General features: G+C 72.7%; 25 protein-coding genes. 13 read left to right on the forward strand and 12 right to left on the reverse strand.

Annotated elements, in window-relative coordinates; all coding sequences use genetic code 11:
- Window positions 1-46: 46 nt before the first annotated feature.
- Window positions 47-628 (reverse strand): thymidine kinase, encoded by a 582-nt coding sequence (locus EXU48_RS17335; protein ID WP_133108931.1) that lies wholly within the window; start codon window positions 626-628, stop codon window positions 47-49.
- Window positions 629-812: 184 nt separating this feature from the next.
- Between EXU48_RS17335 and EXU48_RS17340 the strand changes: the two genes are divergently transcribed.
- The 7 genes from EXU48_RS17340 to EXU48_RS17370 all read left to right on the forward strand — a co-directional run bounded on the left by EXU48_RS17340 (window position 813) and on the right by EXU48_RS17370 (window position 5,987).
- Entirely contained in the window at window positions 813-1,523 is a 711-nt protein-coding gene (locus EXU48_RS17340) for an N-acetyltransferase (protein ID WP_133108932.1), read from the forward strand.
- A gap of 9 nt (window positions 1,524-1,532) precedes the next feature.
- A complete protein-coding gene (locus EXU48_RS17345; RefSeq protein ID WP_133108933.1) occupies window positions 1,533-2,543 on the forward strand; it encodes a hypothetical protein in 1,011 nt (336 codons plus the stop codon).
- Complete coding sequence (gene thpR / locus EXU48_RS17350; protein ID WP_133108934.1) at window positions 2,540-3,124, forward strand: RNA 2',3'-cyclic phosphodiesterase; 585 nt, start codon at window positions 2,540-2,542, stop codon at window positions 3,122-3,124. The genes EXU48_RS17345 and thpR overlap by 4 nt, the downstream gene beginning before the upstream one ends.
- 38 nt (window positions 3,125-3,162) lie before the next feature.
- On the forward strand, window positions 3,163-4,224 hold the full coding sequence (locus EXU48_RS17355) for an ATP-dependent DNA ligase (protein WP_133108935.1): 1,062 nt from the start codon (window positions 3,163-3,165) through the stop codon (window positions 4,222-4,224).
- Window positions 4,225-4,229: 5 nt separating this feature from the next.
- A complete protein-coding gene (locus EXU48_RS17360) occupies window positions 4,230-5,006 on the forward strand; it encodes a maleylpyruvate isomerase family mycothiol-dependent enzyme (RefSeq protein WP_207947797.1) in 777 nt (258 codons plus the stop codon).
- A gap of 157 nt (window positions 5,007-5,163) precedes the next feature.
- Window positions 5,164-5,616: an LppU/SCO3897 family protein gene (locus tag EXU48_RS17365; protein ID WP_133108936.1), complete on the forward strand. Its 453-nt coding sequence runs from the start codon at window positions 5,164-5,166 to the stop codon at window positions 5,614-5,616.
- A gap of 23 nt (window positions 5,617-5,639) precedes the next feature.
- On the forward strand, window positions 5,640-5,987 hold the full coding sequence (locus EXU48_RS17370; RefSeq protein ID WP_133108937.1) for a nitroreductase family deazaflavin-dependent oxidoreductase: 348 nt from the start codon (window positions 5,640-5,642) through the stop codon (window positions 5,985-5,987).
- 36 nt (window positions 5,988-6,023) lie between these two features.
- On the opposite strand, the gene EXU48_RS17375 is transcribed toward EXU48_RS17370, so the two are convergent.
- The 7 genes from EXU48_RS17375 to EXU48_RS17405 all read right to left on the reverse strand — a co-directional run bounded on the left by EXU48_RS17375 (window position 6,024) and on the right by EXU48_RS17405 (window position 12,108).
- A complete protein-coding gene (locus EXU48_RS17375) occupies window positions 6,024-7,106 on the reverse strand; it encodes a DNA polymerase domain-containing protein (RefSeq protein ID WP_133108938.1) in 1,083 nt (360 codons plus the stop codon).
- Between the two features lie 10 nt (window positions 7,107-7,116).
- Complete coding sequence (locus tag EXU48_RS17380; protein ID WP_133108939.1) at window positions 7,117-8,235, reverse strand: hypothetical protein; 1,119 nt, start codon at window positions 8,233-8,235, stop codon at window positions 7,117-7,119.
- 164 nt (window positions 8,236-8,399) lie between these two features.
- Window positions 8,400-9,491 carry an aminotransferase-like domain-containing protein gene (locus EXU48_RS17385; RefSeq protein ID WP_133108940.1) on the reverse strand — a complete coding sequence of 364 codons (1,092 nt, stop codon included), beginning with the start codon at window positions 9,489-9,491 and terminating at the stop codon, window positions 8,400-8,402.
- A 188-nt stretch (window positions 9,492-9,679) separates the two neighbouring features.
- The gene (locus tag EXU48_RS17390; RefSeq protein WP_207947798.1) at window positions 9,680-10,402 is read right to left on the reverse strand and encodes a DedA family protein; all 723 of its coding nucleotides are present in this window, start codon (window positions 10,400-10,402) and stop codon (window positions 9,680-9,682) included.
- Window positions 10,403-10,556: 154 nt separating this feature from the next.
- Window positions 10,557-11,132 carry a DinB family protein gene (locus tag EXU48_RS17395; protein WP_235857101.1) on the reverse strand — a complete coding sequence of 192 codons (576 nt, stop codon included), beginning with the start codon at window positions 11,130-11,132 and terminating at the stop codon, window positions 10,557-10,559.
- Between the two features lie 77 nt (window positions 11,133-11,209).
- Window positions 11,210-11,956, reverse strand: a complete 747-nt coding sequence (locus EXU48_RS17400) for a hypothetical protein (protein WP_133108941.1) — start codon at window positions 11,954-11,956, stop codon at window positions 11,210-11,212.
- Complete coding sequence (locus tag EXU48_RS17405) at window positions 11,953-12,108, reverse strand: ribbon-helix-helix domain-containing protein (RefSeq protein ID WP_133108942.1); 156 nt, start codon at window positions 12,106-12,108, stop codon at window positions 11,953-11,955. The genes EXU48_RS17400 and EXU48_RS17405 overlap by 4 nt, the downstream gene beginning before the upstream one ends.
- Before the next feature lie 200 nt (window positions 12,109-12,308).
- Here EXU48_RS17405 and pheS point away from each other — a divergent pair, with 200 nt between their 5' ends.
- The 3 genes from pheS to EXU48_RS17420 all read left to right on the forward strand — a co-directional run bounded on the left by pheS (window position 12,309) and on the right by EXU48_RS17420 (window position 16,556).
- Window positions 12,309-13,358: a phenylalanine--tRNA ligase subunit alpha gene (gene pheS / locus EXU48_RS17410; RefSeq protein WP_133108943.1), complete on the forward strand. Its 1,050-nt coding sequence runs from the start codon at window positions 12,309-12,311 to the stop codon at window positions 13,356-13,358.
- Window positions 13,358-15,892 carry a phenylalanine--tRNA ligase subunit beta gene (pheT, locus tag EXU48_RS17415; RefSeq protein ID WP_133108944.1) on the forward strand — a complete coding sequence of 845 codons (2,535 nt, stop codon included), beginning with the start codon at window positions 13,358-13,360 and terminating at the stop codon, window positions 15,890-15,892. The genes pheS and pheT overlap by 1 nt, the downstream gene beginning before the upstream one ends.
- Window positions 15,893-16,028: 136 nt before the next feature.
- Window positions 16,029-16,556 (forward strand): flavodoxin domain-containing protein, encoded by a 528-nt coding sequence (locus EXU48_RS17420; protein ID WP_133108945.1) that lies wholly within the window; start codon window positions 16,029-16,031, stop codon window positions 16,554-16,556.
- Window positions 16,557-16,561: 5 nt separating this feature from the next.
- On the opposite strand, the gene EXU48_RS17425 is transcribed toward EXU48_RS17420, so the two are convergent.
- From EXU48_RS17425 to EXU48_RS17440, 4 genes are all read right to left on the reverse strand, one after another.
- Window positions 16,562-17,737, reverse strand: a complete 1,176-nt coding sequence (locus EXU48_RS17425) for a C45 family autoproteolytic acyltransferase/hydolase (protein ID WP_133108946.1) — start codon at window positions 17,735-17,737, stop codon at window positions 16,562-16,564.
- Between the two features lie 10 nt (window positions 17,738-17,747).
- Window positions 17,748-18,533 (reverse strand): alpha/beta fold hydrolase, encoded by a 786-nt coding sequence (locus tag EXU48_RS17430; RefSeq protein WP_133108947.1) that lies wholly within the window; start codon window positions 18,531-18,533, stop codon window positions 17,748-17,750.
- Window positions 18,533-19,054, reverse strand: a complete 522-nt coding sequence (locus EXU48_RS17435) for a PadR family transcriptional regulator (RefSeq protein WP_133108948.1) — start codon at window positions 19,052-19,054, stop codon at window positions 18,533-18,535. The genes EXU48_RS17430 and EXU48_RS17435 overlap by 1 nt, the downstream gene beginning before the upstream one ends.
- Before the next feature lie 111 nt (window positions 19,055-19,165).
- The gene (locus tag EXU48_RS17440; protein ID WP_133108949.1) at window positions 19,166-20,152 is read right to left on the reverse strand and encodes a quinone oxidoreductase family protein; all 987 of its coding nucleotides are present in this window, start codon (window positions 20,150-20,152) and stop codon (window positions 19,166-19,168) included.
- Between the two features lie 110 nt (window positions 20,153-20,262).
- Between EXU48_RS17440 and EXU48_RS17445 the strand changes: the two genes are divergently transcribed.
- From EXU48_RS17445 to EXU48_RS17455, 3 genes are all read left to right on the forward strand, one after another.
- Entirely contained in the window at window positions 20,263-21,654 is a 1,392-nt protein-coding gene (locus EXU48_RS17445) for an acyltransferase family protein (protein WP_133108950.1), read from the forward strand.
- Window positions 21,651-22,943: a sensor histidine kinase gene (locus EXU48_RS17450; RefSeq protein ID WP_133108951.1), complete on the forward strand. Its 1,293-nt coding sequence runs from the start codon at window positions 21,651-21,653 to the stop codon at window positions 22,941-22,943. The genes EXU48_RS17445 and EXU48_RS17450 overlap by 4 nt, the downstream gene beginning before the upstream one ends.
- A gap of 72 nt (window positions 22,944-23,015) precedes the next feature.
- Window positions 23,016-23,672, forward strand: coding sequence for a response regulator transcription factor (locus tag EXU48_RS17455; RefSeq protein WP_133108952.1), 657 nt, complete (start codon window positions 23,016-23,018; stop codon window positions 23,670-23,672).
- Window positions 23,673-23,746: the final 74 nt, after the last annotated feature.

Here is a 23,746-nt window from a genome sequence, read left to right on the forward strand (position 1 = left end):
TGAACGAACGCATAGCCCGGCCTTGTGCTCGGTACCAAGGCAGACCCTAGGAGGTCTCCAGGTGCAGGCGGCAGCGGGCCTGATAGCTCTCGATGCCGCCGACGTGCTCGGCGCCGGGAACCATCGCGTCGCCCACGGCTCCCGCTCGGACCCGCTGGTGGAAGGCCGCGTCCCGCCCGCAGACGGCGCACACCGCGGTGAGTTTCGTGACCGACTCGGCGACCGCCATCAGGGCCGGCAGCGGCTCGAACGGCCGCGCGTCGAACGTGACCGACAGTCCGGCGACCACCACCACGATGCCGCGCCCGGCGAGCTCCGTGGCGGCCTCGAGCAGGTCCGGGCCGAAGAACTGGGCCTCGTCGACCGCGACCAGGTCCGGGGCGCGCCCAGCGAGGAGGTCGAGCAGCGCCGGGACGCCGGAGGCCATGTGCGACTCGGTGCTCTGCCCGGTGTGCGAGGACACCGTGCCGGTGCCGTGTCGCTCGTCCAGGGCGTGGTTGACGACCGTCACCTCCAGGCCGGCGAGCCGGGCGCGGCGGACCCGGCGCAGCAGTTCCTCGGACTTGCCCGCGAACATCGGCCCGCAGACCACCTCGATCCGGCCGGCGGGGCCGGTTTCTGTGCGCATGCCCGCGAGAGTACCTGCCGGTGCCGACGATTCCGACAGGTGCCGACGGTGCCGGGTGTGCCGACGGTGCCGAGGGTGCCGACAGTGCCGAGGTGCCGAGGCGCGGATCGCGGTTTGCGCGGAGGTGCCGGCACCGGGCAAATCCCGTGGCCGGGTGCACGGTCGCCCTGCCACCATGGCCGGCATGGACTACGTGACGTGGCGGTCCGGTGACGTCGAGGCGACCGCCTGGCGACGCCCGGACGGCCGGTGGCAGCTGGGCCTGCCCGACCGGACCGAGTCCTGGCCGGCGCTGCTCGCCGGCCGGCCGGGCGCCGTCGACCGGCTTCTTGTCAGCGCGACCGAGGGCTCCTGGGACGCGCCGCTCGCGGACCTGGGATTCACCGCCGTCCGCACGGAGCAGGTCTGGCACCTCCCGGTGGCCGGCCTGACCACGGCGATCACGAGTGCCGCGCACACCTTCACCCCGGTCACCGGCTGCGACCTGGACCGCGTGCGGGACCTGGACAACATCGTCCGGCAGCAGATCCCCGGGACCGAGGACTGGACGGGCACCGTCGAGGACCTGCGAGCGACCCTCTCCGACGACGAGTTCGACCCGCTCCTGTACCTGATCGCCGTGCACACCGGCTCCGGTTCCTACGACGGCCTGATCCGCGTCTGGTACCGCCGCCCCCGGCCCCGGCTGGGCTGCCTCGGGGTGGTGCCGCAGTGGCGGCGCACCCGGCTCGCGGCCGGGCTGCTCGGCGCCGTCGCCACCATCCTGCGCGGGCGCGCGGTCACCGAGATCCTGACCGAGACCGACCTGCGCAACCCCGACTCCCACCCGATGGCGGCCCGCCACGGGGGCATCCCACGGCACCGCACGACCGAGTGGGCGCTGACCGCCGGATAGCATCGAGGAATGACGGCCCGTCCTCGCAGCACACGCGCCGCCCTCACCGCCCTCGTCGCCCTCGTGCTGCTGGCCCTGGCCGCGACCGGCGCGCCGCCCGCCCGCGCCACCACCGGCGGAGCTGCGAGCGCGACCGGGGTGGACGCCATCGCCTCCGAGGTGGACCTGACCGTCACCACGACGGGCGCGATCGGCGCGCTGCAACCCGTCATCGACCTGCTCACCGAGGACCCGATCCTGCGCGGCCAGACGGTCACGCGCGTGCAGGTCGGCACCCCGGCGGAGCCCAGCGGCACCGAGTCCGACGCCGTCGGGCCGGTCTCCGTCGCCGACCTCGTGGTCATCGAGGCGGTCACGGCGGACACCGCGCGGGTCGAGAACGAGACCCTGTCGGCCCGGTCCGGCGTCGGTGGCGCGAACGTGACCCTGTTCGCCTACGAGGTGCTCGACGTCGGCCCGGTGACGGCCTCGGCCACGACCCACCCGACCGAGGCGCCCACCGCGGATGCGGCCGTCACCAGCCTGTCGGTGTTCGGCTCGTCCGTCACCATCCCGGACGGCGAGTTCGTCGACCTGGACCTGGCGCTCAGCACCGACCAGGTCCTGGACCTGCTCGAGGAGCAGTTCCCGGGACTGTCCTCGATCACCCGGTTCATCGGCTCGGCGATCAGCGCCGACGGCGCGATCGAGGTCACGATCGGCAGCGTTCACGAGGTCGACGAGGGGACGGGGTCCGCCCGCGCCGTGGGGTTGAGCGCCGAGGTCGGCCTCGACCTCCACCTGGAATTGTGCCTGCCCGACTCCGACGGCGGTTGCCGCGGATCGGTGGCGATCAGCACGAACGCGACCGTGCTCGACCTCACGTTGGCCGAGGCCGCCGTCGAGCGACCCGAGGCGCTGCCCGAACCGGCGAGCGTGAACGGGTGGGTGATCGCCGCGATCGTCGTCGCGGTCGCCGCGGTCGGCGTGACGATCGGGGTGATCGTGGGCACCCGGCGGGCTCGCCGGCAGGGCGCATGAGGTTGTTCGCCGCGATCCGTCCGCCGGTGCCAGTGCTCGCGCAGCTCGGTGCGGCGACCACCGCGCTGCGGATCGGCGCCGGCTCGCCGCTGCGGTGGGTGCCGACCGAGCAGCAGCACGTCACCGTCGCGTTCTTCGGGGAGGTGCCCGGCGGCGCAGCCTCCGATCTCGAGGGGCCGCTGGCGCGGGTGGTGGCCGGCTTCGCGCCGCTGGAGCTGCGACTGCGCGGGGCGGGGGAGTTCGCGGGCCGCTCGCTCTGGGTGGGGGTCGGCGATGGTGGCACCGGCGGCCCGGGTACCGGCGACCTGCCGCGGTTGCTGGCGCTCATGGCCGCAGCCGACGGCCTGCCGTACGCGCAGGAGCGTGACCGCCGGCGGGCGCACCTGAGTGTGGCGCGTCGCTCACGCCGGGCCGCGGACGTCGATCTGCACGCCCTCGCCCGCGTGCTCTCGGTGTACTCCGGGCCGGCCTGGGTGGCCGAGGAGGTCGAGCTGGTGGCCTCCCAGCTCGGCGCGGGCCCCGGCGGCGGGCCGTTGCACGAGGTGATCGACAGGTTTCCGCTGCGCGGCTACGGCACCTGACCCTCGCCGTCGGGCCCCGGTCACGGCAGACTGGGCGGATGCGCCTGCCGATCGACCTGCCCGTCACCCCGATGCTCGCGAAGGCCGTCAAGGCGGTGCCCGCACCGGACGCCGTCGAGGGCGGCTACTCCTACGAACCGAAGTGGGACGGGTTCCGCGGCATCATCCTGCGCGACGGCGACGAGGTGGAGATCGCCTCCCGGGGCAGCAAGCCGCTGACGCGGTACTTCCCCGAACTCGTCGAAGCGGTCACGGCGCACCTGCCGTCCCGGTGCGCCGTGGACGGCGAGATCGTGGTCCGCTCGGGGGAGGCGGGCAGCCAGCGGTTGGACTGGGAGGCGCTCTCGCAGCGGATCCATCCCGCGGACTCGAGGGTGCGACGCCTGGCCGCGGAGACGCCGTCGGAGTTCGTGGCGTTCGACCTGCTCGCGCTCGGCGACGACGATCTCATGGGCGAGGCGTTCTCGGTGCGGCGGGCACGCCTCGAGGCCATGTTCGACGCCGTGTCCCCGGGTGCGCCGATCCACCTCACCCGGGTCACCGGTGACGACGCGGTCGCGAACGACTGGTTCGAGCGGTTCGAGGGGGCGGGGCTCGACGGTGTCGTCGCCAAGCCGCTCGCGCAGCCGTACGCGCCCGGCAAGCGCACGATGCTCAAGATCAAGCACGCCCGCACGGCGGACGCGGTGCTCGTGGGCTACCGCGTGCACAAGAGCGGGCAGGGCGTCGGGTCGTTGCTGCTCGGCATGTACACCGAGGACGGGAGCCTGGTGAACGTCGGCGGCATCTCGGCGTTCACGAACGCCCGGCGCCTCGAACTCGTGGACGAACTGGACGAGCTCGTGGCGCGCGGTGACGACGGCGCGGCCGTGCGCGGCGAGACCGACCGGTCCCGGTTCAGCGCCAGCAAGGACGTCTCGTTCGTGCGGTTGCGTCCGGAACGGGTGGTCGAGGTCGCGTTCGACCAGCTGGAGGGGTGGCGGTTCCGGCACTCGGTGACCTTCCTGCGCTGGCGCCCGGACCGGGACCCGGAGTCCTGCCTGATCGACCAGGTGGACCGGGCGGTCGCCTACGACCTGGACGCCGTGCTGGCGAGGTAGGCAGCGTGGCTGGCGGGCAGACGGACCTGGCTCTCGACGAGCACCTGAACGCGATCGCGGCGGGTGCCGACCGGATGCTCGCCGAGCATGCCCGGTCCGGTCCGGACGCCGGGGTGCCGACCTGCCCGGCGTGGACCGCGGACAAGCTCCTGGCGCACCAGGCGATGGTGCACCGGTGGGCGGCCGCGAACGTGCGCGGTGAGGGGTCCCGGCCCCCGATCACGCAGACCCGGATCCTCGCGGAGGTCCCGGACCTGCGCGGCTACCTGCGGGAGGGGGCCGAGGCCCTGGTCTCCGCGATCACCGGGGCCGACGACGACCTGAGGGCGATGACCTTCCTCGACGACGCGCCACCGCCGCGGCGGTTCTGGGCCCGGCGCCAGGCGCACGAGACCACCATCCACGCCGTCGACGCGCTCGCGGCCGCCCTCGGCAGGGTGCCGACGGCCGCCGAGGCCGGCCTGCCCGTCGAGCTCGCCGCCGATGGCATCGACGAACTGCTGCGCGGGTTCGTCCCTCGGGGTACGAAGACGAGCCCGCTCTACGGAGGTGAGATGTTCGCCTTCGCCGTGCGGCCGTCGGACGCCGTCGCGAACTGGACCGTCCGGGTCGGCGACGGTCCGCTGGTGACCACGCGAGGCGCCGCCGGTGAGGTCGACGCCGAGCTCACCGGCACCGCGGCGCAGTTGTACCTCGGACTCTGGAACCGTGGTGCGGAGATCGTCGAGTCCGGCGAGCGCGAGATCCTGCGCCGGTTCGCCGACGTGCGGGTGCGGTGGTGAACGGGCCGTCCCGAACGGCGCGGTCCGGAGCGCCGGCGCCCGGACCTGTGGTGCGGTCGCGACGGTCGCGCTAGTGTGCGGCGCATCGCGGGTCACCGACGGCCTGCCGAGACGAATGCGGGGGCGTGGGATGTCGAGAGCGCGACGAGGCGTGGTGATGACCTTCCTGGTCGGGGTGCTGCTGGTGCTGGCCGGCTGTTCCGACGGTGCCGGCCCGACGACGGCGGTGCCCGGGGACTGTCTGGTCGAGGCGAGCGGTGCGGATGACATGAACGTCGTCGAGTGCGCCGACGCGGAGGCGAAGTGGTCGGTCCTCGCGGTTGCCGACACCACCGACGACACTGTGTGTGCCGACCAGCCGGACGGCGACATCTACCTGACGTTCGAGGACGAGGGGACGTCGGTGTGCCTGCGCCTGTTGGGCGCGGTGGGTGACTGCGCCTGGACGGACTTCTCGGGACTCGCCGACTGCGAGGAGGACTCCGGCTACCAGCTCGCCGCGATCCTCGAGGACACCGACGACGAGTCCGGCTGCCCGGCCGAGACCGAGCAGGTGCGGGTCTACAGCGACCCGAGCGTGTACTGCTGGATCCGCTGGCCGGCCTCGTGACCGGCAGTCCCTGATCGCCGACGGTGAATCGCTCCGCACTGTCCACGGCAGCCAGTTGCCGCCTGCTCACGACCGGGCGGCGGTCCGGGCGCCCCCATGTGGTCTCGGTGTGGTTCGTGCTCGCCGGGGACACGGTGTTCGTGCTGGCCCGAGGCCCCGGGACCGACTGGGTCCGCAACGTCCGTGCCGAACCGGTGGTCGAGGTCCGTCATCGGCGCACCGTGCTGCCCGGGCGCGCCCGCCTCGTGACCGACGAGGCGGAGAGTCGCCGGGCCCAGACCGCCTGGCAGGCCAAGTACGCCGGCCGGCTCGCGGACCTGCCCGCGTACTCGCCCGAGGCCACGGTGGTCGCGGTCGACCTCGATCACTGACCTCGATCAGCGGTCGCGATCACCGAGCCCGGCCGGTCACTGCTCGATCCGGTTGCCGTCGGAGTCCCAGTGCTCGGCGACCTTCTTGCTCGGCTGCACCCGAGGGGGCTCGCCGGGCTGCTTCGGGTAGTCCGGCGGCCAGTTCAGCTCGCCGCCGGGCAGCTCCTCCCAGAGCCGCAGCAGCGGCTCGATCGAGTAGGCCCGGTCGTCCATGTCGGCCCACGGGTCGCCGTCGGCGAGGTAGTCCGGCACGGTGGTCAGGTTGAAGTCGCGCGGGTCCCCGACCTCGGCGAGACCCGCCCAGGTCATCGGCGTGCTGACTGGGGCGCCCGGCCGGGCCCGCAGGCTCCAGGCGCTCGCGATCGTCCGGTCCCGCAGGTTCTGGTTGTAGTCCAGGAACAGCCGGGACCCGCGTTCCTCCTTCCACCAGGCCGTGGTGACCCCGCCGTCGCGCCGCTCCAGCTCGCGTCCGAGGCCGATCGCCGCATGCCGCACCTCGTCGAAGGTCCAGTTCGGTTGGATCCGCACGAAGATGTGCACGCCACGGTTCCCACTGGTCTTGGGGTAGCCGCGCAGGCCGAGCTCCTCGAGCAACTCCCGGGTCACGTCGGCCACCCGCTGGGCGTCGGCGAAACCCGTGCCCGGCTGCGGGTCCAGATCCAGCCGGAGCTCGTCGGGGTGGTCGACGTCGGGCCGGCGCACCGGCCAGGGGTGGAACGTGAGCGCACCCATGTGCCCGGCCCAGACCAGCGCGGCGGGCTCGGTCGGACAGAGCTCGTCCGCCGTCCGGCCGCTCGGGAACGCGATCCGCACCGTCTCCACGAAGTCCGGTGCGCCGCGGGGCAGCCGCTTCTGGTAGAAGCCGTCGGCATCCCGGTCCTGCGGGCCGACGGCCAGCCGCATGCCCTCGCGCCAGCCGTCGGGCCAGCGCTCCATGGCGGTCGGCCGCTCGCCGACGACCCGCATCAGCGCGTCACCGACCGCCGCGAAGTAGCGGCAGACCTCCAGCTTGGTGATCGCCGGGGTCGCAGATGTCGCCTCATAGACGACCCGGTCCGGACTGGACACCCGCACCTCGCGCGTGCCGACCTCGACGGTGGCCGCTGGAGTCTTCGCCATGGCCGTCAGCCTACGCGGACGCGCGCTCGCCGAGCCCGTACCGGTGCCCGGCGTAACCCCAGACGGCCAGGCCGAGCATCGGCCCCCAGAACCAGGCCGGGAAGATCAGTGCGCCCTGCAGGCCCATCATGAGCAGCAGCGGCACGGCGGCCCCGCACAGCATCAGGGCGACGAGCCCACCGGGGATGATCGCCGCGAGCGGGTGCACCGGCCGGTCGGTCGCGCCGGAGCCGCCGGGGAACCAGCGGGGCAGCCGCTCGCCCCAGCGGGCGATCAGCCCGAGGGTGAGCACGAAGCCGAACCAACCGGCCGCGCCGAGCATGAGGCCCTGGACGCGGACGCTCGGATCCAGCTCGGCCACCGGCCCGCCGAACTGCGGCCACGGGGTCAGCCAGGTCAACCGGATGACGGCGTACGGCAGTGGGCCGAGCGCGGCCAGCGCCGTGAACAGCACCCGGTGCCGCGTCACCCACGCCGTCGCGCGGCGGCCACGGCCGTCGGCGCGGGCATCCCGGATCAGCAGGGCACCCCAGGCCACCGCCGCGAGCAGGGGCAGCACCACGGACGCGATCGTCCACTGGATGCCCGGAAGCATGGGGGCCATCGTCTCGACGTAGCCGGCCAGGGCTCCACGGATGACGATCCCACCGATGACGAGAGCCACGGCCACCACCAGCAGCATCGGTCGGGCGCCCCGGTAGGCACGGAAGGCGAGGATCCAGAGGGTGATCAGCACGAGCGGCAGCGCCCAGGCGACCACGTAGCCGAACGTACTGAGGGTGCCGGTGCCCTGGGCGAGGACGCCGAACACCACCGCACTGACGGCGCCGACGGCAGTCGTGAGCGCGGCCGGGGACCGGCCGATCAGCCGGGAGCCGGCGGCGAGCACCCCGAGGCCACCGAGCGCCGCGAGCGTGGCCGTCATCGCGGTCGGCGACAGCAGGGCCGTGGCGAGCACGCCGTTGTCCGCCGTGTACTGGTTGATGCCGGGCCGGGCCAGGAACAGCAGACACAGGGCGGTCACCGCCAGCGAACCGATGCCGGCCAGCAGGACCGGGATGCGGGATGCGGTCGGGACCCCCGCGGCGCGGGGATCGTGGTCGATCACGACCGGGGTTGTCCGGGGCATGGTGCCCCTCCTCTCGTAGCAGCGTGCTGCCACGATCGCGCCGACCACCCGGTGCGCGGCTCCCCCGAGTGGGGGAGCGGGCGTCCCGTAGGAGGGAGAACGCCGACGGCGGCGCTCACCTCGGGAGGTGAGCGCCGCCGTCGGGCAGTGCGTGGACTGTCGGGCTAGAGGGAGGCGTACGCCTGCGCGAGGCGGGTGACGCCCTCGTCGATCTCGTCCGGGGTGACGCCGGAGTAGGCGATCCGGATCGAGTTCTTCGCGCCGTCGAGCAGGAAGTCGCTGCCCTTGACGATCGCCAGACCACGGGCAGCGGCCGCGTCGAACAGGGCGTCGCCGTCGGTGCCCTCGGGGAACTCCACCCAGAGGAAGTAGCCACCCTCGGGGTCCACGAACCTCGCGTCCGGGATCTGCGCGCGCAGCCCGTCGGCGAGCCGCGCGGCCCGCTCGGCGAGCGCCGTCTTCACGGTCGCGATGGAGGTCTCGAAGGACCCGCCGCGCACGAACTCGTTCACGATCGACTGGGCGACCATGTTCGGGGAGATGTAGGTGCCGGTGGCGAGCTTCGCGATCTTCGCGATCAGGTCCTCGTCGCCGACCAGGTAGCCGACCCGGATCCCCGGGCAGACGGTCTTGGAGAAGGAGGACGCGTAGACGACCTCGCCGGAGGTGGACAGCGAGAGCATCGTGGGCTGGGACTCGCCGGAGAACCGGAGCTCGACGTAGGGGTCGTCCTCGAAGATCGTGACGTCGTACTCCCGGGCGAGCGCCACCAGGGCGCGGCGCTTGTCCCCGGACAGGGAGTACCCGGCCGGGTTCTGGAAGTTCGGGATCAGGTGGGCCAGGCGCACGTCGGTGCCGCCGGCGAGCAGGTCGGCGAACGCGCGCACGTTGACGCCGTCCTCCTCCAGTTCGAGCGCGCGCAGGTCCGCCTGGCGGCCCTTCAGGGAGAGCAGGGTGCGGTCGTAGGACGGTCGCTCCACGACCACCGTGTCACCGGCGGAGACGAGGGTCTCGAACAGGAACGCGTCCGCCTGCATGGAGCCGTTCGTGACCAGCACCTGGTTCTCGGACACGCCATGCCGCTCCGCGATCCAGGCGCGCAGCGGCTTGTAGCCGACCGAGGTGCCGTAGGCGAACGTGCCGGCCGGGTCCGTGGTGAACGCACGGTCGGCGGCGGCGCGCAGCCCCTCGGTGTCGATGATGTCGAGGGAGGGGGCGCCGCGGGCGAACGAGATGGGGGCGGGTTCGGTGGCCATGGCGACCAGCGTAGTTCCCGGGTGCCGGGCGTCGCCAAACCGTCTCGCAGCGCGGCCACGCGAGACTCGGCGAGTGCGTTCCGACCTCGCCGGGCGGGACAGCCGCGTCCTGTCAGTGCTCCAGCCCTCGAATCAGTCGGGGCCCGCCGACTGACTCGGGGCGTACCCGACTGACAGTGGCGCGGGACTCACCGCGGCCGGTCCTCGGCGGCGTCGTCGGTGTTCTCCTCGGTCGTGGTGGCCTCGTGGGCGAGCCGGGCACGTTTGCGCAGCCGGACGATGACGAACCACACGATCAGGCCCGCGATCGCGATGAGCACGAGGTTCGAGATGACCCCGCTCCAGCGCTCGAGCACCGGCTCGATGGCCGGGCCGAACGCGAAGCCCAGGCCGATCCAGATCGTGTTCCAGATCAGCGACCCGAGGAATGTGTACAGCGAGAACTTCCACAGGGCCATCCGCTCGATCCCTGCGGGGATCGAGATGAACGAGCGGACCAGCGGTACGCACCGCCCGGTGAAGACCGCGACCCCGCCCCAGCGGGAGAAGAACGCCTCGGCCTTGTCGAAGTCGGCCACCTCGACCAGCGGCATCTTCTCGAAGATCCAGCGGGTCCGGTTCCGGCCCAGCGCGGCGCCCAGGCCGTACCAGATCCAACCGCCGATCAAGCCGGCCAGCGTCGCCGCGAACAGGGCCCACCAGAAGTTCATCCGGCCCGCGTAGGCGAGGAAGCCGGCGCCGGGCAGGATCGCCTCGGAGGGGATCGGCGGGAAGAACGTCTCGATCAGCACCGCGAGCCCCACGCCGACCTCGCCCACGGTCGTCATCAACGAGAGCACCCACCCGATGAACCCCTCGTACTCGGCGGCGGGGTCGCCCGTCTGCATGGGGAGGTGGGCAAGCGCGCGCATGGAACTCCTCGGAGGATCGGGCCGGCGATGTCAGCGCAGGTGCGGCGGTCGCCTTCGACCCAAGGTTCTCACGCCTGCTCGCGCTGCCACCTCCCACCACGGTCGTAGCATCCGTGGGACCGTGGGCGGACCCGGGCCGCCCGCACCCACTGGCCTACTGACCCACGCGTCCGTCGACCCGTTCCCGGATCAGGTCCGCATGGCCGCAGTGCCGGGAGTACTCCTCGATCATGTGGATCAGCACCTGACGTAGCGGGGTCTGCCCGTCCGCACCGATCCAGCCGAGGTCGTCGTGGGCGGCGACGAACGCCTCCGAGTTCGCGACCTCCGCGCGCCATGTGGCCCACGCCTCCTCGACCACGGCGGCGTCGGCGACCGCGCCGCTGAACTCGGTGTCGATGCCGTCGACCACGTAGGGCGCCGGTACCTCCTCCCCGGCGAGGATGCGACGGAACCAACTCCGCTCCACACCTGCGAGGTGGCGCACCAGTCCGAGCAGGGAGAGATCCGACGGCGGCACGGACGCCTTCGCGAGACCGGCCGGATCGAGCCCGGCGCACTTCAGCTCGAGGGTGAGCCGGTAGTCGCTCAGGAAGCCGAGCAGCATGGCCCGCTCGGTGTTCTCGAAGCCGCCGTCCTGGCGCGGATCCTCCTCCTCGGGCACGAACATGTCCCACCAGCCGAACCTGCGCTCCGGGAGCTCCTGACCGACCTCGTCGCGGGTGACCATGCTCCGAGCCTGCCTCCGGCGGCCGGATGGGGCAAGGACAATTGGCGGCCGGGCGGGCGGCCGGGCGGGTGGATCGGTCAGCCGAGCCGGCGGTACCCGTACAGGTCCTTCTGGGTCTGGTTCACCCAGATCCGGGTGCGCAGGTCGTCGGGGGAGTCGGGGTTGGCGATCTGCAGGGACAGCCCATAGTTCTCGTCGACCACGTCCGCGACGATGCCGGCGTCGTTCACCCGCTCGGCCAGGGCGCGCACGTCCGGATGCTCGAACGAGAGCACCGCCCCCACCGAGCCGGCGCCGTGGACCGCGAACAGCCCACCGCCGGGGGCCCTCAGGTCCACCCACTCGCCGGAGTCGGACCGGATCCGCTCTTCCAGCCCGAGCGCCGTGAGCGCCCGGACGCCGCCCGGGACGTCCCCGGTGTACCAGAGCGGCAGCACCTCCGCCGGTGCCGCGGCGGCGAGGGCCGTGCGGCCGGTCAGGTCGGAGTTCTCGTCCAGGTACACGTGCTGCCCGTCGGCCGCGGCGATCGTGGCGTAGCGGCCGAAGTCCTCGGTGGTCACGCTCGGGCTCAGACCGAGCCCGTCCAGAGCGGCGGCGGCGGCGCGCAGCGCCGCATCCAGGTCCGCGACCACGAATCGCAACTGCGTGCTCCCGACCGACGGGTCGCCGTCGGGCATGGCGTGGATCGCGACGCCGCCACCGGCGAGCGCGAAGAGCTGCCAGTCGCCCTCGTCGAGGACCTGCTCCGCGCCGAGTGCCGTGACCAGGGCGACCCACGGCGCGGGATGCGCGGTGTACCGGATCGGGCGGACGCGCAGACTCATCGGTCGTGCTCCTTCAGGTAGGTCTCCAGGGCTCGCTGGACGAACGCGGACAGGCTGAGGCCGTCGTCGATCGAGCGATGCTTGACCGCCCGGATGAGCTCCGGCGGGAGGTAGACGTTGAACTGGGCCTTCGCGGCCTTCTCCTCTGTCATGCGAACATGCTAGCAACCTACAAAGGCCTTGGGCAACGCCGGCCGGTGTGCCAGGATTGCCCCATGCTCACGCGTCGATTTAGTTGGCCCGCCTCCGGGCCGCTGCACGCCGGCTGAGCCCACCGACGATCGCCGATCGTCATGCCCGGGGCGGGCGCCTCTACACTCCCAGTGGTCCCCACACGTCCCGGAAGGTTCGCATGCCCACCCCCGAAACACCCTCCCCGCTCGATGCCGACGCCGTCGGGGTGGCACTGACCGCCGCCCTGGAGGCCGTCGCCGGAGCCGACTCGCTGGACGCGCTCGCCGGCGTCCGCATCGCCCACACCGGGGACAAGAGCCCGCTCGCCCTCGCCAACCGCGCCATCGGCGCCCTCGCCCCGGCGGACAAGGCGACCGCCGGCAAGCTCGTCGGCTCCTCGCGTGGTCGGTTGAACGCCGCCATCGCCGCCCGCCAGGGCGAACTCGAGGCCGAGCGCGACGAGCAGGTGCTGCGCACCGAGGCCGTCGACGTGACGATCCCCGTCGACCGCGCCCCGCTCGGCTCCCGGCACCCCCTCGACTCCCTGATGGACGAGGTCGCCGACTTCTTCGTCGGGATGGGCTGGGAGATCGCCGAGGGGCCCGAGCTCGAACACGAGTGGTTCAACTTCGACGCGCTGAACTTCGGCCCGGACCATCCGGCCCGGCAGATGCAGGACACGTTCTTCATCGATCCCGCGAGCGCCGCCGAGCATCTGGTGCTGCGCACGCACACCTCCCCGGTGCAGGCCCGCACGCTGCTCACCCGGGACCTGCCGGTGTACATCGCCTGCCCGGGCAAGGTGTTCCGCACCGACGAGCTCGACGCGACGCACACGCCGGTGTTCCACCAGGTCGAGGGCCTGGCGGTGGACAAGGGCCTGACCATGGCGAACCTGACTGGGACCCTCGACCACTTCGCCCGGGCCATGTTCGGCCCCGAGGCGAAGACCCGGCTGCGGCCCTCGTTCTTCCCGTTCACCGAACCGAGCGCCGAGATGGACCTGTGGTTCCCGGCGAAGAAGGGCGGCCCGGGCTGGATCGAGTGGGGCGGCTGCGGCATGGTCAACCCGAACGTGCTGCGGGCCTGCGGCATCGACCCGGACGTCTATTCCGGGTTCGCGTTCGGGATGGGCATCGAGCGCACCCTGATGCTGCGCCACGACATCACGGACATGCACGACATCATCGAGGGCGATATCCGCTTCTCCCAGGAAGGACAGCGCTGATGCCGTACGTCGTGCCGAGCTGGCTCCGCGACCACGTCGAGATCCCCGTGGGCACCACAGCCGCCCAGCTGGCCGCGGACCTGGTCCGGGTCGGCCTGGAGGAGGAGGCGGTGCACGCCGCGGGGGTGACCGGCCCGCTCGTGGTCGGCCGGGTGCTCGAGGTGAACCCCGAGCCGCAGAAGAACGGCAAGACCATCAACTGGTGCCGGGTGGACGTCGGCGCCCACAACAACGCCGACGGCTCCGGCCGTGGGATCGTCTGCGGCGCCCACAACTTCGCTGCGGGTGACTCCGTGGTGGTCGCCCTGCCCGGCGCCGTGCTGCCCGGCGACTTCGCGATCGCGGCCCGCAAGACGTACGGCCACGTCTCCGACGGGATGATCTGCTCCGAGAGCGAGCTCGGCCTCGGCGAGGGACACGAGGGCATCATCGTGCTCGAGGACGCGCCCGCGCCGGGCACCGACGCCATCGCGTTGCTCGGCCTCGGCGAGGAGGTCCTCGAGATCAATGTGACCCCGGACCGCGGCTACTGCTTCAGCGTGCGTGGGGTGGCCCGCGAGTACGGCCACTCCACCGGCGCCGCATTCACCGACCACGGGCTGCCGGGCCCGGACCTGCCGTCCGGCAACGACGCGGGCTTCGCCGTCGAACTCGCCGACGACGCCCCGATCCACGGGGTGCCCGGCGCGGACCGGTTCGTCGCCCGGATCGTCCGCGGCGTCGACACCACCGCGCCGACCCCGGACTGGATGGCCACCCGGCTGCGCCAGGCCGGGATGCGCCCGATCTCCCTGGCGGTGGACATCACGAACTACGTGATGCTCGACCTCGGTCAGCCGCTGCACGCCTACGACCTGGCCACGCTGGCCGCCCCGATCGTGGTGCGCCGGGCCCGGGCGGGGGAGCGGCTCACCACCCTGGACGACGTCACCCGCACCCTGGACGCCGAGGATCTGTTGATCACCGACTCCCCGGACGCACCCGGGTCGCGCATCCTCGGCATCGCCGGAGTGATGGGCGGTGCCGACACAGAGGTGACGGACGCGACCACGGACGTGCTCATCGAGGCGGCCCACTTCGACCAGATCTCGGTGGCCCGCAGCGCCCGACGGCACAAGCTGCCCAGCGAGGCCGCCAAGCGGTTCGAACGGGGCGTGGACACCGCGCTGCAGGCGGTCGCCGCGCAGCGCGTCGTCGACCTGCTCGTGCAGTTCGCCGGCGGCTCACCCGATGCCGGGGTCACCGACCTCGACCGCACGACGGCGCCCGAACCGATCGCGATCGACGTCACCCTGCCGGGTCGGCTGGTCGGGGTCGAGTACTCGGCCGAGACGGTGATCGCCACCCTCGAGTCGCTGGGCGCTCTGGTGGTCACCGGCGGCGCCGAGCTGCTGGTCACCCCGCCGACCTGGCGGGCCGACCTGACCGAGCCGGCCGACCTCGTCGAGGAGGTCGTGCGCCTGCAGGGCTACGACCGGGTGCCCTCGGTGCTTCCGGCCGCACCGCCGGGTGGTCGCGGGCTCAGCCTCACGCAGCGCCGCCGGCGCCGGGTGGCGAGCCTGCTCGCCGACTCCGGTCTCACCCAGGTGCTCACCTACCCGTTCATGGCCTCCTCACGGCACGACGACCTGGCGCTGCCCGAGGGTGATCCACGGCGCCGCGCCGTGCGGCTGGCGAACCCGCTGTCGGAGGCGATGCCGTACCTGCGGACCTCGCTGCTGCACACGCTGGTCGATGCCGCGGTGCGCAACGTCGGCCGTGGACTGACCGACGTCGCGATCTACGAGATCGGCATGGTCACCCGACCGGACGGCGCCGGCCACCCGTCGCCGCTTCCGCCCACCGGGGTCCGCCCGAGCGATGCGGACCTGGACGCGATCCGGGCCGCCGTGCCCGCGCAGCCGCTGCGGGTGGCCGGCGTCCTGGCCGGCAGCCTGGTCCCGCCCGGCGTGTACACGCAGGCCCGGCGGGCCGATCACGCCGACGCCATCGCGCTCGTGCACCGGATCGCGCAGGCGACCGGCGTCACGCCCGTCGTCGAGGCGGACACCGAGTCCCTGCCCTGGCACCCGGGCCGGTGCGCGCGGTTCACCACGCCCGACGGCGTCCTGCTGGGCCACGCGGGCGAACTCGCCCCGAAGGTCACGGCGGCGCTGGGCCTGCCGGCCCGCACGGTGGCGTTCGAGGTGGACCTGGACGCCCTGTTCGACGCCGCGCCGAGCGAGCCGAAGCAGATCCCGCCGCTGTCGACGTTCCCGGCCGCGAAGGAGGACATCGCGCTGGTCGTCGACGCCGGCACGCCGGTCGCGGACGTGCTCGCCGCCGTGCGGGAGGGCGCCGGCGACCTGGCCGAGGACGTGCACCTCTTCGACATCTACACGGGCGAGTCCGTGGGTGAGGGCAAGGCCTCGATGGCGTTCTCGCTGCGCCTGCGGGCCGCCGACCGCACGCTCACCGCCGCCGACACGGCGCAGGTGCGGGACGCCGTCGTGGCCCTCGCGGGCGAGCGGCTCGGCGCGCGGTTGCGCGCCTGACCCGACCGGAATCGGGCCGGGGCGCACGATCTGGCCCGGGGGTGGTGAGCGCCACGCCCCGGGCCGCGACCGCCGCCGGGCCCGCCGGGGACCTTGGTCCCTCGATCCGCCGGATGCGCTGCGGCACCCTGGATACATGAGAGTCCTGGTAGCGATCGCATCCACCTACGGCGCCACCGCCGAGATCGGCGAGGCCGTCGCGGCCGAGTTGCGCCAGGGCGGCCACGACGTGGACGTCCGACGGGTCGACTCGGTGGAGTCGCTGCAGGGGTACGACGGCGTCGTGCTCGGCTCCGCGGTGTACATCGGCCGGGTCCTGACGTCGGCCCGGCAGTTCGCCGCCCGGCTCGCCGAGGAGTTCGCCCCGCGCCCGGTGTGGGTGTTCGCCTCCGGGATGAAGAGCGTCACCGCGTACCCGCTCGGTGCCGCGTTCACCTCGCCCGTGCCGCCGCCCTACTTCGGTGCTCGGTACGCGATCTTCGGTGGCGTGGTGGACCGCAGCAAGCTGGGATCCGCGGAGCGCTCACTGATCGGGTTCGTGGGCGCCACCCACTCCGACGAGCGCGACTTCGACCTGATCGCGGCCTGGTCCGGTGAGGTCTCGGTGCGGATGAACCAGTTCGACGCGCTCGACCGGGCCAGATCGGCGCAAGGCACTCGATGAGCACGTCAGCCGGTCGGGTCCAGCCGGAAGTGCAGCTCGGGTGACAGGTCCGGTCCGCCTCCGGCCGTCCCGGGCCCCGACCAGAATCGGATCGCGAGCGCACGACTTCGTGGCCGGTACGAGGCCGACCAGAGGGTTCCGCCGAGCACGTCGCCGGACCGTGGGCACCGGGTACTGACCGCGACCCGATCGGCGATGTGGGCAAGCTGGTCGGCGGTGACCAGGCGATCGGGGTCGGCTCCGAGGCTCGCGTCGATCACCTCGAGACGTTCGAGGGATCCGCGGACCTCCGGGTCGTTCTCCCACGCGTCGGGGAGTCGTCGAAGCAGGCTGTGGTTGGTGGATCTCATCGATCCGTCGCGCTTGACCACCGTGTGCATCGTGTTGTCGTCCCCGGGCTCCGCCATCATCACGACGCCCTCGGCATCGGCGACGAGGTAGTGGCGGGGCATCCAGGACCGATACCACTGCTGCTCGGTGAAGACACGCTGGGCGTCCTCGACGGTGCGACAGCGGTCCAGGATGAACCGCAGCACCTCCAGTTCGTTCAACCCCGGCTCGATGCCCGGAGGGCCGAGGGTCGGTGCCGTGCGATCGACGAGCTGCATCATCGAGACGACCAGCCCCGCCTCGTTCATGCCGTCGATCACTCCGTTGCAGAGGTCGAAGGCACACATGAACAACGTGCTCAGCCCTCCGTCGGTGGGGTGGACCTCCATCAGATACGGCTCGCTCAGCAAGGCGGGCGCCTCGGGACGGGCACCGCGGCCGAGCACCACGTCCGGCAACGAGAGGAATCCGAAGTCGAAGTTTCGCTGGACCACGATGCCGGCATCCATGGTCGGCGCGGTGAGCACCGAGCAGCCGACCACCTGGGGCGGCGCCGGCAACGACATGTGGTGGCCGACGCCGAGCGCGTCCACGCTCGGGTCCGAGGTGTCCAGACCGAACGCGCGCGCGATTCCGGCACCACGCGCGGCCAGCTCCGGATAGTGGCGAACTGCCCACGCACGCCGGGCCTGCACGACCCGATCCGGTAGCAGGAGATCGGGTGCGGCTACCCGATGCCGGGACCTGGCGATGTGCCCGAGGGACTCCCCGATCGCATCGTTGCCTCCCCGCAGGCGCACGTGCCGAACCACGAGGCGTTCGTCCGGCGATCGGTACACGATCTCGTCCATCGGGCCGCCCCTACTCGACTCGACGGGCTCCGGCGGGCATCAGCTGCCGGTTCACCGCCCCGCAGGTGAGCCAGTCCCGCAGCACCTCGTTGAAGAGAGCCGGGTCCTCGGCGTTCCAGGCGTGATGCATGCGCGGCACCAGTCGGGTGGTGATCGCCGCCACGTCCGGATAGGCGCGCAGGGCCTCGCGCACGGGGCGCATGTCCCGCTGTCCGGCCAGGCCCAGCACCGGGACCTCCGAGCGACCCAGTGCGGCCAGATCGGCCGCGGGCAGGCCCTCGTAGACCTCGGCCACGACGGCCCGCATGTTCTCGACGCGCATCGCCAGACCGTCGCTGACGAACTGCTCGACGGCGTCCGGAGGCAGTCCGAACATTCGTGCCTGGGCGGCCCAGTACCAGCGGCGGTCCCACAATCGCAACTGCATCGTATTGAGCCGCCGGGCCAGTCCACCGACCCCCTCCAGCAGTGCTCCGGTCAGCAGCGCGGAATGCACCACCTCGGGGTGTCGGGCGGTCAGCACGGTGCCGACCACGGCGCCCATGGACATACCCACCACGTGGGCCCGGCCGCCGTCGGCCCGGTCGGCGACGATCGCGGCGGCCCGGTCGGCGACGTCGGCCAGGGACGTCCAGTCCAGCGCGGCGGACGCGCCGAAGCCCGGCAGGTCGGGCACCAGGCAGTGGTGGTCCGGCAGCGCCTCCACCTGGTCGTGCCACATCCATCCGGGGATGTTGCCGCCGTGCAGGAACAACACACTCGGCCCGGCCCCTTCGTGGGCACTGGTGACGTACATCAGGCGAACTCCCGGTCCAGCTCGTCCAGCCAGTCCAGCTCGGCCCGCGCGTGCGCCAGTCCGTTGCGCAGGGTGGCCAGCCGGAGCCGTTCCGCCCTGCTCCGGCCCGGGCCCTCGGCCTGCTCGAGCGCGGTCAGCGTCTGCCAGGCGCCCATGACCGCGGCGCGACGGCGGCCCAGCAGTTCACGGACGCCGTCGTCGTCGAGGGCGGGTGCGAAGAACACCCGGGCGAGGAAATCGTTGCGAGCCGGCGCCGGATCCGGCTCGGCGCGGAGCCAGCGCTCGAGTTCCTCGCGGCCGGCGGCGGTGATCCGGTGCACCCTGCGGCTCGGACGCCCGTCCTGGGGCACCACCTCGACCTCGGCCAGACCGGTATCGACCAGTGCGGTCAGGGTCCGGTAGATCTGTGCCTGGTCGCCGGACCAGAAGTGGTTGACGGACTCGTCGAACGCCTTCTTGAGGTCGTAGCCGGTCAGTGGGGACAGATCGAGGAGCCCCAGGACCGCATGCTTCATACTCATGACCGATATAAGACCATGCATATATAGGACGACGCAAGCATTCGGCGCCGGTCCACTCCGGCGCGCTGCGTCACTGACCCGCGGGACGGGTCAGTGACGCAGCCGGGTGCTTCAGGGCAGCAGCAGCACCTTGCCGGTGGTCCCGCGGCTCTCGAGGGCGCGGTGCGCGTCGGCAGCCTCCGCCAGCGGGAACGTGGCGCCCACGCGCACGTCCAGGTCACCACTCGCGAGCGCGCCGAAGACGGCGCCGGAGCGGTAGGCGAGCTCGTCCGGGTCCGCGGTGTAGTGCCCGAGCGTCGGCCGGGTGACGAACAAGGAGCCCGAGCTGTTCAGCCGCTGCAGGTCGAACGGGGGCACCTGCCCGCTGGCGCCGCCGAACAGCACGAGCATGCCCCGGCGCCGCACGCTCGCCAGGGTCGCGTCGAACGTGGTGGCGCCGACGCCGTCGTAGGCCACATGCACGCCGGCGCCGCCGGTGAGGTCCCGCACGATCTGGGGGAGTTCGGTCGTCAGGTCGTCGAGCTCGGTGTAGCGGACCACGTCGCTCGCACCGGCGGCCCGGGACAGGGCCTCCTTCTCCGCGGTGGACACTGTGGTGATCACCCTGGCCCCCCGCGCGACGGCGAGCTGGGTGAGCAGCAGCCCGACACCGCCCGCGCCGGCCGTGAGCAGCACGTCCTGGCCGGGCCGGACGTCGAACACCCCGTCGACGAGCATGTGCGCCGTCATCCCCTGCAGCGGCAGCGCCGCGGCCACGTGCGCGTCGACGCCGTCGGGCACGACGATCGCGGCGTCCGCCTCGAGCAGGACCTCCTCGGCGTAGGAGCCGCTCAGCGACCCCGACCACGCGACGAGCCGGCCCGGCGAGAGGTGGGTGACACCGTCGCCGACCGCGACCACCTCGCCGGCGCCCTCGCTCCCGGGCACGAACGGGAACTGGCGGGGGTACACGCCGGAGCGCACATAGGTGTCGTAGAAGTTCACCCCGATCGCGCTCGTGCGGACCAGCACCTGCCCGGCCCTGGGAGCGGGCGACGGACGGTCGGTCGGGGTGAGGACATCGGGACCGCCGGCGGTCCGGGCTTCGATGGCGCGCATGGGTGTCAACCTACAGCGGCGCCCCCCGGCCAGAGGTAGGGAGAACCCCCGGGTCCAGATGCCGGTGGGCACCAGTGATCGGGCGGCCCCGGGCGAGAAGGCTGTTCACCATGACCGCAACCCTCGATCCACCCGTACTCGCCCCCGCCGCGAGTCCGCCGCCCGCACGCGACCTGTTCGTGGATGTCCTGCGGCTGTTCGCGATCGTGCTCGTGGTGGCCCAGCACTGGCTGATGCCGGTGTTCGACTACTCGGGCGGGACCCTCGTCACCGGCAACGCGCTCACCGTCCCCGGTGGGTGGGCGATCACCTGGATCAGCCAGGTGATGCCACTGATCTTCTTCACCGGTGGGGCCGCGACCGCGATCAGCCTGCGCCGTCGCGGCACCGGCCCGGACCGGGCCTGGGTGGCCGAGCGGATCTTGCGCCTGGCGATCCCGGTGCTCGCCCTGGCGGCGCTCTGGCTGCCGCTGCCGCACCTGCTCCTGGCCCTCGGGCTGCCCGCCGAGCCGGTCTCGGTCGGTGCCCGCCTGGTGGGTGCGCTGCTGTGGTTCCTCGCCGCGTACGTGATGATCACGTTGCTCAGCCCGGCGCTGGTGCGTCTGGCCCAGGTGTTGCGTGGCCGCGAACTCGTCGGCTTCGCCGCCGTCGCGATCGCGGTCGACGTGGCCCGGTTCTCCTTCGACGCCCCGGACCTGCTCGGCTACCTGAACGTGCTGGCCGTCTGGGGCGCCGTGCACCAGGCCGGCATCCACTACGGGAACGGGCGGCTCCGGGGCATCCGGGGCGTGCGCGCGCTCGCGCTCGGTGTCGCCGGGTTCGCCGTGGCGGCCCTCGCCGTCGCCTTCGGGCCCTACCCGCCGAGCATGATCGGTCTGCCGGGTGACCCGATGTCCAACATGAACCCCCCGACGGCGGTGCTGCTCGCACTCGCGGTCGGCCAGCTCGGCCTGGCGCTCGCCATCCGCGAGAAGATCGCGGCCTGGGCCGCACGGCCCCGGGTCGCCGCGGTGGTGGGGCGGCTGTCGGGGTCCTCGATGACCGTGTACCTGTGGCACACCCCCGCCCTGGTGCTGGTCGCCGGCGTCGCGGTGTTCGCGCTCGACCGCGGCACGCCCGACCCGTTGTCGGCCGAATGGTTCGACGGCGTGACGGCCTGGGTCGCGATGCTCACCGTCGTGCTCGTCGTGGCCGTGCGGGTGTTCTCCCGCCTGGAGCGGGTGCGACTGCCGCGCCCGGTCGCAGCGGACCTGAGTGCCGGGCGGCTCGGCGCCGGTGGGCTGCTCGTGGGTCTGGGCGTGCTCGCCCTGACCGTCGGCGGGTTCCGTCCCGAGACGTTCTGGGCTCCCACCGGACCGCTGGTGGCCGTGGCGTCGATCACGGTCGGGGTACTGCTGCTCTCCGGTGGGAGAGTCAGGAACGCGTTCGCCGGCGGCAGTGGCGGCAGAGACGGGCAACCGCGCTGGTCTTCGGCGGCGCGAACCGGCAGGGTGGCGTCATGACCGCGCTCGAGACCCCCGTCGGCCCCGAGCCGCAGGCCGCGGAGCGGGTCTCGGTGCTGCGCCGGGCCGCACGCGAGAGCGGATACCTGCTCCTCTGCCTGCCGATCGCCATCGCCGGGCTGGTGGTGTTCGTGGTCGGTGTTTCCCTCGGCACCGCGCTCCTGATCACCGTGGTCGGCCTGCCGATCCTGGCGGGAACCCTCGCTGCCGCCCAGGGCCTCGGGAACCTCGAGCGCGAGCGACTGGCCGCGATCGGACACCCGGTGCCGGCCACGCGGCCGTTCCACACCGACCGGAGGGGCCTGCGCCGGTTCCTGGCCAGGCTCGGCCACGGGCAGAGCTGGCTCGACCTGCTCCACACGCTGCTGTTCTTCCCGCTCTCGCTCACGACCTTCATCGTCACGGTGGTCTGGTGGGTGGTCGGCGCCGGGGGAGTGCTGTACTTCGTCTGGGAGCGGTACCTGCCGGACGGGGGCCGGACCGGTCTCGCGGACCTGCTCGGCTACCCCGGCCGGGTGGCGGACATCGCCCTGACCACCGTGATCGGCGCGATCCTGCTGATCACCGCACCGTGGGTCGTGCGGGCCATGGTCGCGGTGCACCGCGGACTCGCGCGGGTCACCCTCGGTGGTACCTCCTCCTCGGCCCTGCGCGCCCAGGTCGCCGAGCTCACCCGCAGCCGGGCCGCGGTGGTCGGCGCCGAGGCGGACACGCTGCGCCGGATCGAGCGGGACATCCATGACGGTCCCCAGCAACGCCTGGTCCGGATGAGCATGGACCTGCAGTCCGCGCAGCGGCGCCTCGCCGCCGAGGACCCGAAGGCTGCCGAGCGGCTGATCGCCGAGGCCATCGGGCACGCCCAGGCGAGCCTCGACGAACTCCGCACCCTGTCCCGCGGTATCGCCCCGCCGGTGCTCAGTGACCGCGGTCTTCGGGCGGCGATCGCCTCGGCCGCGGGCCAGTCACCGATCCCGGTCGAGCTGGACATCGCCCTCGAACCGGGGCAGCGGTTCACCGCGGCTCGGGAGTCGGCGGCGTACTTCGTGGTCACCGAGTCGCTCGTGAACGCGGCCAAGCACTCCCGCGCGTCGGTGGTACGGGTGGTCGTGACGGAACTGGACGACGCCGCCCTGAGGGTCGAGATCGCGGACGACGGTATCGGTGGCGCACACCCGGGCAAGGGGCATGGCCTGACGGGTCTCGCGGACCGCCTCGCCGGCGTGGACGGCGTCCTCGACGTCGACAGCACCGACGGCGCCGGTACCCGGGTGGTGGCCACGATCCCCTGACGGACGCCGCGCGCGGGTCCGTCGCCGAGCAGTCCCGGCGGCCGGGCCCGCGCTCGGCTAGGGTCGGGAACCATGCGCGTCGCCCTCGCCGAGGATTCGGTCCTGCTCCGTGAGGGGCTGATCCGGCTTCTCGAGGAGGCCGACTGTGAGGTGGTGGCCGCGGTCGGGGACGGTGACGCCCTGGTCGCCGCGGTGTCCGAGACCCGCCCCGACGTGGCCGTCGTCGACGTGCGGATGCCGCCGTCGTTCACCGACGAGGGCCTGCGTGCCGCGCTGACGATCCGGGAACGGGTGCCGAGCACCGCCGTGCTGGTGCTCTCGCAGTACGTGGAGGAGTCCTACGCGGGGGATCTGCTCGCCACCGGAGCCGGCGTCGGGTACCTGCTGAAGGATCGGGTCGCCGACCTCGACGAGCTCTCCGACGCCCTCGCGCGAGTGGCCGCCGGCGGGACGGTGCTCGATCCCACGGTGGTGTCCCAGTTGTTCGCGGGCCGCCGGGCCCGACCGGTGCAGCGGCTCACCGCCCGCGAGCGTGAGGTCCTCACGCTGATGGCGCAGGGGCGCACGAACACCGCCATCGGACGCGCCATGGTGATCACGCCGAAGGCGGTCGAGAAGCACGTGTCGTCGATCTTCGACAAGCTCGACCTGCCGCCGTCGGGCGACGACCACCGGCGGGTCCTCGCCGTCCTCACCTGGCTGCGGGAGGGGACCGCGTCGGTGTCCTGAGCTGGACGTGGGCGTCGATCCGGACCCGGCGGCGGGCGTCCGACCCGACCCCGACCCTGAGGGGCTCGGGGTGG

Source organism: Occultella glacieicola, assembly GCF_004353825.1.
GTDB classification, from domain to species: Bacteria; Actinomycetota; Actinomycetes; order Actinomycetales; family Beutenbergiaceae; genus Occultella; species Occultella glacieicola.